Genomic DNA, 14,384 nt, shown 5'->3' on the forward strand with positions numbered 1-14,384 from the left:
AATAAAGTGTCAGATTCATGTCAACAACCAAAATACACGCATAACAACGGGGAAAGAAAATGAATACGCATAAGCTAATTTCAGCACTTGCAGTGACGGTTTCGACCACTGCTCTATTTATAGCTGCGGCAAATCCAGCCTTTGCTCAAGACAGCGCGCCGCAAGATGCGGTCGTTGAAGAAGCAACTGGCCAAGACGCCATTATCGTCACCGGCACGCGCCGTACCGACCGTACTGTTGCCGATAGCCCTGTTCCAGTCGACGTGATCTCAGGTGATGCGCTCGCCAGCACAGGACTGACAGAAACAAACAAAATCCTCAACCAGCTCGTGCCGTCATTCAACTTTCCTCAGCCGTCAATTACCGATGGCACAGATGTTATTCGCCCCGCTTCTCTTCGCGGGCTCGCACCAGATCAAACTTTGGTACTCGTGAATGGCAAGCGTCGCCATGTCACCGCATTGCTGAACGTAAACGGCTCCGTAGGGCGGGGCAGCGCAGCCGTCGACCTCAACCTCATTCCTGCGCTTGCAATTGAGCGCGTCGAAGTGCTGCGCGATGGCGCTTCATCGCAATATGGCTCAGATGCTATTGCGGGCGTCATCAACATACGGACCAAAACTGCTGATAATGGTGGCAGAGCAAGCATCAGTTGGGGTAAATATTACAGCGACATGGCTGGTGTACCGCGCGTGACCGGCTTGCAAACCGTCGGCAACCAGCCCGTTCTCAATCCCGCAGATAACCGATTTTTCCTTGCAAACACTGATGGCGAGCAAAAAGCGCGCGACGGCGAGTATAAAACCGCGGCTGTCAACATCGGCATACCGATCGGCGAAGGTTATATAAATCTGACAGGCGAATATCGTGATCGCGACGCAACCAATCGTTCAGGCTTCGATCTGCGGCCGAACTACAACCGCCCAACAGCGGCTTTTGATTCAAAAGAACTCACTTTCAACCGCCGCAATTTTATTTTTGGCGACGCAAAGACCGAAGATTATAACTTTTTCGGTAGCGCTGGCATGCCAGTTGGTGAATCCTTAGAAATCTATGCCTTTGGCTCCTTTGGACACCGCGATGGCCTCAGCGCTGCTAACTATCGACAATCGTCATCGGCAAACAATCGCGACTGGTCGGTGTTGACACCCAACACAGCGGCTACCACAGCAAATTTCGTACCGCTACGCGCTGACGGTTTCCTGCCATTTATCGATTCCGAACTTCAAGATTATGCTGGCTTCATTGGCATCAAGGGACAAGTTGGTGGCTGGAACACTGATCTGTCCATCGGATATGGAAATAACAGATTTGATTACATGGTTCGCAACAGTGTTAATACGAGCTTTGGCCCTGCCAGCCAAACTGATTTCGACGCAGGTGGACTTGAATTTGGGCAATTGACCGCAAATCTGGATGTCTCGCGTGAATTTGATTTCGGTCTTGCGTCCCCGATTTCTTTCGCTGTTGGTGTTGAATATCGGGATGAGAATTTCAAAATCCGGTCGGGCGATACGCAATCTTTCGCCATTGGGCCCTTTTTTCGTGCATCGTTCGTAACAACGGCTGTCAATTGCGCGGCTCAAACTGGAGTGTTTAACGCGTCAACCAATGTGTGCAGCTTCCCCGGACGGGGAGCTTTAGTTGGCGCACAAGGTTTCCCGGGCTTCCCCACGTCGGCGGCCACCGACGCGAGCCGGAACAGCAAGGCAGCCTATGTCGAACTTGATGGCGACCTGTTCGACGGCCTAACCGTCACGATCGCCGGACGTTATGAGGATTTTTCGGACTTTGGCAGTGCGTATAACGGCAAATTAGCGATGCGTTATGAGCCAGTAGAGGGCCTTGCGTTTCGTGGTTCTTACTCGAACGGCTTCCGCGCGCCTTCTCTTCACCAACAGTTTTTTACGACAACATCGACTAATTTCATCGCTGGTCTTCCAGTCGAAATCAGCACGGTTGCGGTAAACAGCCCCGTCGCAAAGGCATTGGGCGCACAGGCGTTGAAAGCTGAAAAATCCAAAAATCTCAGCCTCGGCATTACCATGCAGCCAACGTCACAGCTCAGTTTGACGATGGACTACTATAACATCAAAATTGAAGACCGCATTGTTTTGACAGAAAATTTAGGCGCAGCTGGCACAGGTGGTGCAGCAATCCAGACCGCCGTGAAGACTATTCTTGACGCGAATGGCTTCCAGAGCGTCGGTGCTGCCCGCTTCTTCATCAACGGGCTGGATACTACGACGCAAGGTATCGACGCAGTAGCGAGTTGGCGGGCGGATGCGGGAGATTTCGGCAATTGGACGCTGACCGCCGCATACAATCTAAATGAAACCAAAATCGATCAGCGCATCAACGCACTGGGTCCGCTTTCGGCGATTCCCGGTTTGGTTCTGTTCGGTCGAGTAGAGGGCATACGCTTCACCAATGGACAGCCAAGCGACAAGATCGTTTTAAGTACCGATGGTAAGATCGGAGACCTCGGAATCACTGCACGCTCAACACGCTACGGTGAAGTTACATCACCCGATGCAGCGGCGCCCATCGCAAATGCTGCTAGCCTTGTTGCGCTGGGTCCCGATGACTTGGTGCTGCGTGCAAAATGGATCACCGACTTGGAGTTCCGCTACACATTTGCGGAACGGATTGAATTGGCAGTCGGTGCGAATAACTTGTTCGACGTTTATCCGGATGCGCGACCACAGGGTGCACGGGCAACCGGCGGAAGTTTCCCAGTGAATGCTGGATATTTTCCCTATTCGGGCTTCTCTCCATTTGGGTTTAACGGCCGCTTCCTTTACGGACGGCTCTCCGTCAATTTCTAATCCCTCAAGAACTTGAACAAGAAGGGCGCGGCGTAAAACCCGCGCCCTTCTTTTTGGGCCTCGCGTTTTGACGCCCAACCTTACGCCTGCTAACGGGTCCACGACTCCCAAAATCAGCCGAAGGCGTTTCTTATGATCCCACGTTATTCCCGCCCAGACATGGTCAAGATTTGGGAGCCGGAAAACCGTTTCCGCATTTGGTTCGAGATAGAAGCGCATGCCACAGACGCGCTGGCCCAAATTGGCGTTGTGCCGGCATCAGCCGCCCAGGCCCTTTGGACGTGGTGGGCAACAAACCCAGTTATCGACGTCGCGGCTATCGACGCAATCGAAGTCGTCACAAAGCATGACGTTATCGCGTTCCTGACATGGGTTGCAGAACAAGTCGGCGACGAGGCCCGCTTCATGCATCAGGGCATGACGTCCTCCGATGTTCTTGACACCTGCCTTGCCGTCCAATTGACTCAGGCGACAGACCTGTTGCTCGCTGACATGGATGCACTTCTTGCCGCCATCAAAAACCGCGCGATGGAACATAAGTTCACACCGACCATTGGCCGCAGCCATGGCATACACGCCGAACCCATCACCTTTGGTATGAAGCTGGCGCAAGCTTATGCCGAATTTGCCCGCGGTCGCGCACGTCTGGTTGCGGCGCGCGCCGAAATCGCGACCTGTGCAATTTCGGGTGCCGTCGGTACCTTCGCCAATATTGACCCCAAAATAGAGGCGCATGTTGCCGCCAAGCTTGGCCTTGCAGTTGAACCAGTATCAACGCAGGTCATTCCCCGTGACCGCCATGCCATGTATTTTGCGACGCTGGGCGTCATCGCCTCATCCATTGAGCGTCTCGCGACCGAAGTGCGTCATTTGCAGCGCACGGAGGTGCTGGAGGCGGAGGAATATTTTGCGCCGGGGCAAAAGGGCAGCTCGGCCATGCCGCATAAGCGCAACCCGATCTTGACCGAAAACCTCACGGGGCTTGCCCGTATGGTCCGTGGCTATGTCACCCCCGCGCTCGAAAATGTCGCCTTATGGCATGAACGCGACATCAGCCATTCGAGCGTTGAACGCTATATCGGCCCCGATGCCACCATCACGCTCGATTTCGCGCTTGGCCGTCTGACGGGTGTCATAGACAAGTTGCTGATCTACCCCGATCGGATGCAAAAGAATCTTGATCGCATGGGCGGGCTTGTCCATTCGCAGCGCGTCCTGTTGGCACTGACTCAGGCGGGCATTAGCCGCGAAGACAGCTACCGCATTGTGCAACGCAATGCGATGAAGGTGTGGGAGTCAGATGGCGCAGAATCGTTAATGGAACTGCTTAAAGCCGACCCGGATGTTACCGCAAAAATGACCGCGACGGAAATCGAAGATCGTTTCAATCTTGATTATCATTTCAAGCACATCGACACCATTTTTGACCGGGTGTTTGGCTAGGGACAGGACCACTTAAATCCACCTTTGTTTGAAGCGCATGTGACGAAAAGATACTAATCCCTACCCAAAGGGAGAAAGTTTCCTTAAACTATGCGTCAAAAGGAGACGCCGAACGATGCGATTTCTAAAAACGCTGATTTGGGTAACAATCATTATCGGGTTGATTGTGTTCGCGATCAACAATTGGGGCCCTGTGTCTGTCCGCCTTTGGGGCGGACTTCGCTTGGATACCAAATTGCCAGCTTTGGTTATTGTCTCGTTCCTGCTTGGGTTTTTGCCGCTGTACCTTTTGCACCGTACGCAAGTGTGGCGCATGAAACGGCGCATATTGACGCTTGAGGGCAACCAGCGGACATCGGCTTTCCCGCCGCCACCTCCAGCCTCTCCTCCCCCTAGTTACACTGCTGTGGATTCGATATGACCAACCCAATCTTCGTCGCCATCGACACGCCCTATCTGGAAGACGCTCTGGAATTGACCCGCCGTATCAAGGGACAAGTTGGCGGGGTAAAACTCGGCCTCGAATTTTTCTGCGCCAATGGCCATCATGGCGTGCATGAGGTGCAGAAACTGGGCCTACCGATTTTCCTCGACCTGAAATTACACGACATTCCCAATACCGTTGCCAAGGCGATGCAGGCAATCAACGCACTGGAACCCGCCATCGTCACCATTCACGCCGCAGGTGGCCGCGCGATGATGGAGGATGCCAAGGCTGCGGCAGGCCTGCATACCAAAGTGGTCGCGGTAACGGTGCTGACCAGTCTGGACGATCATGATCTCAACCGCGTTGGCGTATCGGACAGCCCGGAGCTGCAAGTGGCCCGCTTGGCCGCGCTCGCGCAAGAGGCAGGCCTTGATGGTATTGTCTGTTCGGGGCATGAAGTGAAAGCGGCCAAAAAGGCGTGGAAGGATGGTTTCTTCGTCGTCCCCGGCCTTCGGCCCACAGGCGGTTCCACCGCCGACCAAAAACGCACTGTGACGCCCAGGCAGGCCCGTGACGATGGTGCGAGCATATTGGTTATCGGCAGACCCATCACCAAAGCAGAAAGCCCTGACGACGCTGCACGCGCGATTATGGGCACGCTTTAAGTCATTCGCATTCCCTGTCATGCTGAACTTGTGTTGGCATGACGAACTGCCGCCCTCCTTCTCGTCACCCTGAACTTGTTTCAGGGCCCATTTTGCCTAACGAAATGTGGGTCGCGGCGGCGCGATGGATGCTGGAGCCGAAGGCTGGCAGAGCCAAAACAAGTTCAGCATGACGGAAGTGAAATGGTCGGCTATTGCGCCCAATATGAACACAAACATCAAAATTTGCGGGCTTAAAGACGAAACTGTAGTCGATGCGGCTGCGAAGTCGGGCGCTACCCATATTGGCCTCGTACATTTCGAGAAAAGTCCGCGCCATGTTGGATTGGAACACGCCGCCGCCCTGCGGATGCGCGCGCCGGCATCGCTGAAAGTTGTTCTATTGCTGGTGAACGCCGAGCCTGGCCTCACCGCCAAAGCGATTGAGGTCGTCAAGCCCGATATCGTGCAATTTCACGGCTCGGAGACCGCGATATGGCTTCGCGTCCTGAAAAGCGCGGTTGATATCGAGATTTGGAAGGCGTTCGGCGTTCGGGACGCGGCATCGCTCAAAAATGCAGATGAATATGTCGATGCAGCAGACCTCATCTTGTTTGATGCGCCAGCACAGGCCTTGCCCGGCGGGACGGGCATACGGTTTGATTGGTCATTGCTGACCGAGCATAAGCACAAGCTCCCTTGGGGCCTTGCTGGCGGCCTGACCCCCGACAACGTCAAGGAAGCTTTGCGCCAAACACGCGCACAACTGGTCGACACATCGTCGGGCGTCGAATCCGCGCCGGGCATCAAGGATGTGGACAAGATTGCGGCCTTCTGCCAAGCGGTGCGCGATTACAGTCATTAGCGGGCTGATACTTCACTCCCCCCGCCCCTTTAGCGGAGGGGCAGCAAGACTTGGCATCTCCGATGCCTAGTCGCAGCGGGGTGGGGCTTGTCAGCCTTGCGCTAACTAAACAGACCCCACCCCAACCCCTCCCCTGAAGGGGCGGGGCTTAATGGACCCGAACCGATGAATGTGAACGTCAACTCCTTTCGCAACCAACCCGACGAACGTGGCCATTTTGGTCAGTTTGGCGGACGCTATGTCGCCGAAACGCTTATGCCGCTCGTGCTTGATCTGGAGCGCGAATATCGCGCGGCGCAACAGGACCCGGCCTTTGCCGCGCAGTTCGATGATCTGCTGGAACATTATGTCGGCCGCCCATCGCCGCTATATTATGCCGAGCGTTTGACCGAGGAAGTCCGCAAGGACGCGCCTGCGGGCAAAGGCGCGCAAATCTGGTTCAAACGTGATGAATTGAACCACACCGGCGCGCATAAGATCAACAACTGCGTCGGCCAAATTTTGCTTGCTATTCGTATGGGCAAGACGCGGATCATTGCAGAAACCGGCGCTGGCCAACATGGCGTTGCCACCGCAACCGTCTGCGCACGTTTTGGCCTGCCCTGCTTCATCTATATGGGCGCAAAAGACATTGAGCGGCAGCAGCCAAATGTGTTCCGCATGCGCCTGTTGGGCGCAGAGATTATTCCCGTCACCAGCGGCGCTGGCACGTTAAAGGACGCGATGAACGAAGGGCTGCGTGACTGGGTCGCCAATGTCCATGACACATTCTACATCATCGGCACGGCGGCTGGCCCCCATCCGTATCCCGAATTGGTCCGCGATTTCCAAAGCGTCATCGGCAAGGAAGCGCGCGCACAAATGCTAAGCCGCATCAATCGCTTGCCCGATTTGCTGGTCGCCTGCATTGGCGGCGGTTCAAACGCTCTAGGGCTGTTCCATCCGTTTCTCGACGACAAAGACGTGGCGATGCTCGGCATTGAAGCGGCGGGTCACGGTCTCGACAAGGAACATGCCGCGTCTTTGGCGGGCGGTCGCCCCGGCATCCTCCACGGCAACAAAACCTATTTGCTGCAGGATGCAGACGGCCAAATTGCCGAGGCGCACTCAATTTCGGCTGGCCTTGATTATCCCGGCATTGGTCCGGAGCATAGCTGGCTTAAGGAAATTGGCCGCGTGCGGTATGACAGCGTGACCGATGTCGAGGCCCTTGCCGCCTTCCAATTGCTCTGCCGCACCGAAGGCATCATTCCAGCGCTGGAGCCAGCCCACGCGATTGCCGCCGTTGAGCGCGAAGCCAAAATGATGGACCGCGATCAGATCATCTTGGCAAACTTATGCGGGCGTGGTGACAAGGATATTTTCACTGTGGCCGAGGCGCTGGGGACGACGATATGAAACCGACCGACTGTCATGCTGAACTTGTTTCAGCATCTTACTTTTCACCGTCGCAAAGTAAGACCCTGAAACGAGTTCAGGGTGACGATGCGGGAGGGACGACGATATGAAGGCCTTTCTTCTCGGATATCTGTGCGACGTTTTAATCGGAGTCATTATTATTTCCGCATTCAACTTCTTTAAAGGTGAGGTTCCGATTTTTGGGGCCGACGATTTTTTGACCGTACTTTTATTTGTTACTGCGTTAACTTGGAGTAGGTGGTTTTGGGGATTGAAAGCAAAATGACCCGCCTCTCCACCGCCTTCACCAAACCCCACCCCGCGCTCGTCGCCTTCATCACCGCAGGTGATGGCGACACCGCCTTTAATCTCGACGCGCTGGTGGCGGGCGGGGCGGATGTTATTGAACTTGGCATGCCGTTCACCGACCCGATGGCCGATGGCCCTGTTATTCAGGAAGCAAATATACGCAGCTTGAACGCGGGGACCAAGACGGCAGATATCTTCGCCCTCGCCTCCGCCTTTCGCAAGCGCCATCCCGACATGCCATTAGTATTGATGGGCTATGCCAACCCCATGACGATCCGTGGCGGAGACTGGTTTGCGTCCGAATGCAACAAGGCGGGCGTCGACGGCGTTATCTGCGTCGATATTCCGCCCGAGGAAGACCCCGAGCTTGGCCCTGCTTTGCGCAATGCTGGCATTGACCTCATCCGCTTGGCGACACCGACAACGGACGCCGCCCGTTTGCCCACGGTCCTCAACGGCGCGTCGGGTTTCCTATATTATGTCAGCGTCGCTGGCATCACGGGCCTACAAGTCGCCGCACAGACAAGCATTGATGAAGCTGTCGCGCGCCTCAAGGCGCATACCGATCTGCCCATCGCCGTAGGCTTTGGCGTCCGCACCCCCGAACAAGCTGCCAACATCGCACGCGTTGCCGACGGCGTGGTGGTTGGCTCGGCAATTGTCGAATTGGTTGCCCAGCATGGCGCGAACGCCGCTGGCCCTATTCGCGATTATGTGGCATCTTTGAAAGAAGCTATCATTTCAGCAAGAGCATGATAACAAAACCGTAGTGCTGAGCCTGTCGAAGCACGCCTCTAGGGTCAGCGCCCTTCGACAGGCTCCCTTCGACAGGCTCAGGGCTACGGTAAAATTACAGGGGAAAATTCATGAATTGGGTCACCCGCGTTCGTAACGCCATTCCCTTCATCGCAAAGCGTGAAACCGCCGAAACGCTTTGGCACAAATGCAAGGGTTGTGAGGCGATGATCTTCCTGAAGGAATTTGAGGAAAATCAATCGGTCTGCCCCAAATGTGACCATCATGGCCGCATTGGTCCGGCGACACGCTTTGCGGCTCTGTTCGATGACGACAGCTACAATGTGCTGCCCCCACCCGTCGTTGGCGAAGACCCGTTGAAATTCAAAGATACCAAGAAATATACTGACCGCATAAAGGCCGCGCGCCTTGCCACTGGCGAGACCGATGCGATGATTTCGGCCAAAGGCGAGATCGACGGCCAGACGGTTGTTGTCAGTGTGCAGGATTTCGCCTTCATGGGCGGGTCCATGGGCATGGCGGTTGGCGAGGCATTTGTTGACGCGGTAAAGGCCGCGATCAAAGCAAAGTGCCCTTATGTCATTTTCACCGCAGCGGGCGGAGCTCGCATGCAGGAGGGGATATTGAGCCTGATGCAAATGCCGCGTTCGACCGTGGCGATACAAATGCTGCACGATGCAGGACTGCCCTATATCGTTGTGTTGACTGACCCAACCACCGGCGGCGTAACTGCGTCTTATGCGATGCTGGGCGACGTTCAGATTGCTGAACCGGGTGCTTTGATTGGCTTTGCTGGACAGCGCGTGATTGAACAGACGATCCGTGAAAAACTACCCGAAGGTTTCCAGCGCGCCGAATATTTGCTTGAGCATGGCATGATCGACATGGTCACGCACCGCCACGACCTGCGCGGTGTGTTGTCGCAGCTCATCGGCTATCTCGCGCCGGAGAAAAAGGCGGCTTGATAGAATGGGTTGTAATGCTACCCCGCCGTCACCCTGAACTTGTTTCAGGGTCTATTTCTACGCATGGGCCGCCGGTTTTTGCCGCGCAATGGACCCTGAAACAAGTTCAGGGTGACGAATTGTTTTTCGGAAGCTATTTGGCCCTACATGCCTGACCACGCTACCTCCACTGACCCTGCCGTTCAGGCGCAGCTTGACCGGTTGACGATGCTGTCGCCCGGCAAGGACATATTGGGCCTTGGACGTATCGCCACCTTGCTGGATCGGCTCGGCAACCCGCATCATCATCTCCCGCCCGTCTTCCATGTCTCCGGCACCAACGGCAAGGGTTCGACCTGTGCCTTTCTGCGCGGCGCGATTGAAGCGGCTGGCCTGACCGCCCATGTCTATTCCAGCCCGCATCTGGTGCGCTTTAACGAGCGCATCCGCATCGCAGGGCGGTTGATTGACGATGCCACCTTGTCCGCACTCCTGTCCGAAGTTCTTGACCATGCAGAAGGGTTGGAGGCCAGCTTTTTCGAAGTCACAACCGCCGTTGCCTTTTGCGCCTTTGCGCGGACGAAGGCCGATGCGTGCATCATTGAGGTTGGCCTTGGCGGACGGTTAGACGCCACCAACGTTCTGGCCAATCCCATAGCGTGCGGCATATCCTCGCTGGGGTTGGATCATGAGGGGTTTTTGTTGGCGGCAGAAGAAGGGCTACCCGACATGCTGCCGCTTGACCGAATCGCGTTTGAAAAGGCGGGCATTGCCAAGTCCGGCGCGCCTTTGGTGACGCAAAAATATAGCGTGTCGATGGCTAACACCGTTGCCGCGCAAGCGTCCTTGCACGACGCCGTGTTACACGCACGCGGCGAAGGCTGGGACGCGGCGGTATATGATGGCCGTCTGCATTATCGTGACGCGGCTGGAAAGTTGAACCTGCCCCTGCCCCGCATGCCGGGCGCGCATCAGGCGGATAATGCGGCCTTGGCAGTGGCGATGCTGCGGCATCAAACGGCAATCCACATTCCAGAAGCCGCATTGTCCGCCGCGATGGAGTGGACGCGCTGGCCGGCAAGGATGCAATTGCTGGCGGCAGGCCTCCTGACCGAATTATTGCCCGATGGTTCGCATGTCTGGCTGGATGGAGGCCATAACCCAGACGCAGGGGCAGCGATTGCCAAAACACTCGAAAACGGCGCGCCAGTGCATGTCATTATCGGCATGTTGCAGAATAAGGACGCGCTTGGTTTCCTCGCGCCATTTGGGCACAAAATTGAAACGCTCACTGCCGTGCCGATAGCGGGGCATGCGCATCATATGCCAAGCGAACTGTGCGACGTGGCGCGTTCTAAACTACACATCACTGACGCAGAGGCAACAGGCGACATTGTAACCGCGCTGGCACGGTTGGCGGGGCAGCAAGCGCCAGCCAATGTCCTGATCTGCGGCTCGCTCTATCTGGCTGGCGAAGTGTTACGCTTGAACGATCAGGTCCCTGATTGATCGTGCCATCCCTGCGAACGCTGGGATGGCAATGCTCTGCTAGACTTAGTCAGCCTTGCGCTACCCTTTTCGGCTGCCCTTTCCAAGCAAGCAATCCTCCGGCGAATAGCAGCGCTGCGAATGACCATGTGATATCATTTGCGAACTCCAGCGGTTGCGAAAGTAACAGCCCGATGAGGCCCGCCACCACGAGCAAGAAGCCAAGGATGCGTATCGGCCCGACCGGATCCTTCATCACCTTTTCATCGACAGTCTTAACCTGATGGATGCTTTGCACGACGTAGCCTTTGCTCCACAACACCCAAAGCAGGATCATGCCCGGAATCGCGGCGACCACGGTGAAGCCCCAAAAACCAACCCAACCTACATTTTCCGCAACAATGCCCGCTGGCCCCGCCATGAACGTCCGGCCAACGCCAGCGAAAGACGATAGCAAAGCAAATTGCGTCGCGGTGTAGGCGATACTCGACAAGCCCGACAAATAGGTGGCGAACACCGTCAGCCCGATGCCGCTGGTCAAATTTTCCGTGCAAATGGCGGCAACCATCATCCAGTAGTTATTGCCCGACGCAGCCAAGATCATGAACATGATGTTGGAGAACATCATCAACAGGCCCGAGATGAGCAACGCGCGGCCCATGCCGAGCCACAATATGAAGGGCGCGCCCAAGGCAGATCCTACAATCAACGCGCCAAAGCCCCATAATTTATTGGCTGAAATATAATCGAAATCGGAAAAGCCCAGGTCAACGATCATGGGGCTCAACATCACCTGCCCCATGGCGTCGCCTACCTTGTACACGAGTACAAAGCCAAGAATGAGGAATGCACCATGCCGTGTCAAAAATTCGCGGAAGGGGTTGACCACGGCCTCCGTCAACCACTGCTTCGGCTTCATGCCCTCAACATGGACGAAACGGTCAACAAACTTACCCGGTCCCGCCCATAATGCGCCAATGATGGCAGGAATGATGCAAAATGCAGTCAAACCATAAGCCGTAGACCAGCCAAGACCTAACCCCTCTTGCGATGCAAAATAGATGGTCCCCGCGCCAGCGATCAAATTGCCTGTGCGATAGCCAAACTGGTTTGTGGCGGTGCCATGGGCGAACTCTTCCTCTTCCAATATTTCGATGCGATAGGCGTCAATAACAATGTCCTGTGTCGCTGATAAGAAGGCCGTAATGAGCGCCCAAATCGCAAACTTGCCCATGTCACCTGGCTGGGGATCGCTCGCACCCAATTGCCAGATCGACACAAAAAGCAATGCCTGCACAAAGAACAACCAGCTTCGGCGTTGACCGAATGCCTTAGTCAGGAACGGTAGATGCAGCTTGTCGACCAAGGGTGCCCATAGGAATTTGATGGTGTAGGGAATGCCCAACGCCACCGCAAAACCGATGGTCGCGGTATCGATACCAACCTTAGCCAGCCAGAATGTCATGGTCGCGATAAGCAACGTCAGCGGAAAACCGCTGGAAATGCCAAGCAGGAAAGTAATGACGGGGTTTTTGCGTAAATATGGCCGAAAAGCTGGAACGAGCATCGCAATAACAGGCAGTGCAATGAGAACTGCTGCAAAAATGATAAAACGCTGCAAATCGACTGACATTTGTACCCCTCCGATATTCTCTCAAACCGCAGTGCTGAGCTGCGTCGAAGCACGCCCTGCCTTCAAGCGCCCTTCGACGATGCTCAGGGCTACGGTTATCTGTTCCACTTCGCTCTAAATCGATTTTCCTGAATGGCCAGTGACTTTTGAAGCAATATGCGTCAAAGGCGCGGATATGGTTAAACCTCCGTCAAAAGCACCTGCCCGCCCTGCCAAGCCACCGCGTCTGCGTTGGGACAGCAAACCGTCGCGTAAACCCAACCCAAATGCTGGCCCCAGCAAGGGCGCTTTGGAACGTAAGGATGGTGAAGAGCGCATTGCAAAGCTGCTCGCGCGCGCTGGCGTTGCGTCGCGGCGCGAAATCGAACGCATGATTGCCGATGGCCGGGTAACGCTGAATAATGAAAAGGTGGAAACGCCCGCAACTTTGCTGAAATCGCTGCACGGGGTCGCTGTGGATGGCAAGGCCGTGGGTCAACCCGCGCCAACGCAGCTTTACATGTTCCACAAACCCGAAGGCTGCCTAACCGCCGAACGCGACTTTAGCGGGCGCAAAACGATCTATGACGTTCTGCCAAAGGACTTGCCGCGTCTGATGCCGATTGGTCGGCTCGATCTCAACACCGAAGGCTTGTTGTTGCTGACCAATGATGGCGAATTCAAACGCCAGATGGAATTACCATCGACCGGTGTTGAACGCACCTACCGCGCCCGTTGCTTTGGTGATGTCAGTCAGGAACAGCTTGAGGAGCTCATTCACGGTATCGAGATTGAGGGCGTGAAATATGGCAAGATCGACGCCAATCTGGAACGCCGCACGGGCCGCAATGGCTGGGTCGAAATGACACTGACGGAAGGCAAGAATCGCGAAGTCCGACGGGTGTTGGAACATCTTGGACTTGAAGTCAGCCGCCTTATCCGGACGCGTTATGGCCCGTTCGTGCTGGGCGAGCTTGCGCCGGGCACCGTCGGCGAAGTGCGCCGCGTGGACCTGATTGAATTTCGAAAGACGTTGAAATAATGCGGATCATTTCCGGCCAGTGGCGCTCTCGACCGCTTATTGCGCCCAAAGGCGACACAACCCGCCCGACGGCTGATCGCACGCGGGAGACATTGTTCTCCATGCTGACAAGTCGGTTGGGGTCGTTTGAAGATTTGCGTGTGCTTGACCTGTTTGCTGGGTCTGGCGCGCTGGGGCTTGAGGCCTTGTCGCGCGGCGCGGCGCACTGCACCTTTGTTGAACATGACGCGCTAGCGCTCGACGCACTTGCCGCAAATATCAACAGGCTTGGCGCAAAAGACCAAAGCGAACTTCGTAAATCCTCGGTGTTGTCTCTCGGCACCGCGATAAAGCCAGCGGATATTGTCCTAATGGATCCGCCTTATTTGAGCGGTGCCGGTTCGGTCGCGTTGGATAAATTGGTCCGTTTTGGCTGGTTCGCACCATCTGCCTGGATCAGCGTCGAAACCAGTATAAAAGAAGATGTTGATGTGAAGGGTTTCACGATCGACACCGTCCGCAATGTCGGCAAAGCAAAACTTACACTGTTACGGCCTGCGGCCAGTTAACGGCGCGCGCTCCTTGCGGCGCATTATAGTTCCGCCATGTGACCGAACAGCGCTTGCGGTTCATCGCTCCGTTCCCTAAC

Annotated in this window: 12 protein-coding genes; 11 read left to right on the top strand and 1 reads right to left on the bottom strand. The window is 55.6% G+C overall.

The window, feature by feature from the left end; translation table 11 throughout:
• Positions 1-59 precede the first annotated feature (59 nt).
• From HEQ18_RS04625 to HEQ18_RS04665, 9 genes are all read left to right on the top strand, one after another.
• Positions 60-2,828, top strand: coding sequence for a TonB-dependent receptor plug domain-containing protein (locus HEQ18_RS04625; RefSeq protein ID WP_432815695.1), 2,769 nt, complete (start codon positions 60-62; stop codon positions 2,826-2,828).
• Positions 2,829-2,960: 132 nt separating this feature from the next.
• Entirely contained in the window at positions 2,961-4,271 is a 1,311-nt protein-coding gene (gene purB, locus HEQ18_RS04630) for an adenylosuccinate lyase (protein ID WP_432815696.1), read from the top strand.
• Between the two features lie 115 nt (positions 4,272-4,386).
• Positions 4,387-4,692 carry a hypothetical protein gene (locus HEQ18_RS04635; RefSeq protein ID WP_397605035.1) on the top strand — a complete coding sequence of 102 codons (306 nt, stop codon included), beginning with the start codon at positions 4,387-4,389 and terminating at the stop codon, positions 4,690-4,692.
• Entirely contained in the window at positions 4,689-5,363 is a 675-nt protein-coding gene (gene pyrF / locus HEQ18_RS04640) for an orotidine-5'-phosphate decarboxylase (RefSeq protein WP_432815697.1), read from the top strand. The genes HEQ18_RS04635 and pyrF overlap by 4 nt, the downstream gene beginning before the upstream one ends.
• 169 nt (positions 5,364-5,532) lie before the next feature.
• On the top strand, positions 5,533-6,207 hold the full coding sequence (locus tag HEQ18_RS04645; RefSeq protein ID WP_432815698.1) for a phosphoribosylanthranilate isomerase: 675 nt from the start codon (positions 5,533-5,535) through the stop codon (positions 6,205-6,207).
• A 165-nt stretch (positions 6,208-6,372) separates the two neighbouring features.
• Positions 6,373-7,605, top strand: coding sequence for a tryptophan synthase subunit beta (gene trpB / locus HEQ18_RS04650; protein WP_432815699.1), 1,233 nt, complete (start codon positions 6,373-6,375; stop codon positions 7,603-7,605).
• Between the two features lie 282 nt (positions 7,606-7,887).
• A complete protein-coding gene (gene trpA / locus HEQ18_RS04655; protein WP_432815700.1) occupies positions 7,888-8,670 on the top strand; it encodes a tryptophan synthase subunit alpha in 783 nt (260 codons plus the stop codon).
• Positions 8,671-8,780: 110 nt separating this feature from the next.
• Positions 8,781-9,635, top strand: a complete 855-nt coding sequence (gene accD, locus HEQ18_RS04660) for an acetyl-CoA carboxylase, carboxyltransferase subunit beta (protein WP_296199502.1) — start codon at positions 8,781-8,783, stop codon at positions 9,633-9,635.
• A gap of 147 nt (positions 9,636-9,782) precedes the next feature.
• On the top strand, positions 9,783-11,123 hold the full coding sequence (locus HEQ18_RS04665; protein ID WP_432815701.1) for a bifunctional folylpolyglutamate synthase/dihydrofolate synthase: 1,341 nt from the start codon (positions 9,783-9,785) through the stop codon (positions 11,121-11,123).
• Between the two features lie 49 nt (positions 11,124-11,172).
• Here the strand turns inward: HEQ18_RS04665 and HEQ18_RS04670 are convergent, their stop codons facing one another.
• The gene (locus HEQ18_RS04670; protein WP_397605043.1) at positions 11,173-12,735 is read right to left on the bottom strand and encodes an AmpG family muropeptide MFS transporter; all 1,563 of its coding nucleotides are present in this window, start codon (positions 12,733-12,735) and stop codon (positions 11,173-11,175) included.
• Between the two features lie 175 nt (positions 12,736-12,910).
• On the opposite strand from HEQ18_RS04670, the gene HEQ18_RS04675 reads away from it, so the two are divergent.
• Both HEQ18_RS04675 and rsmD read left to right on the top strand, forming a co-directional pair.
• Entirely contained in the window at positions 12,911-13,756 is an 846-nt protein-coding gene (locus HEQ18_RS04675; protein ID WP_295491692.1) for a pseudouridine synthase, read from the top strand.
• On the top strand, positions 13,756-14,304 hold the full coding sequence (gene rsmD / locus HEQ18_RS04680) for a 16S rRNA (guanine(966)-N(2))-methyltransferase RsmD (protein ID WP_397605045.1): 549 nt from the start codon (positions 13,756-13,758) through the stop codon (positions 14,302-14,304). The genes HEQ18_RS04675 and rsmD overlap by 1 nt, the downstream gene beginning before the upstream one ends.
• The last annotated feature ends 80 nt before the right edge of the window (positions 14,305-14,384 follow it).

The organism is Sphingorhabdus sp., from assembly GCF_050921905.1.
GTDB lineage: Bacteria > Pseudomonadota > Alphaproteobacteria > Sphingomonadales > Sphingomonadaceae > Sphingorhabdus_B.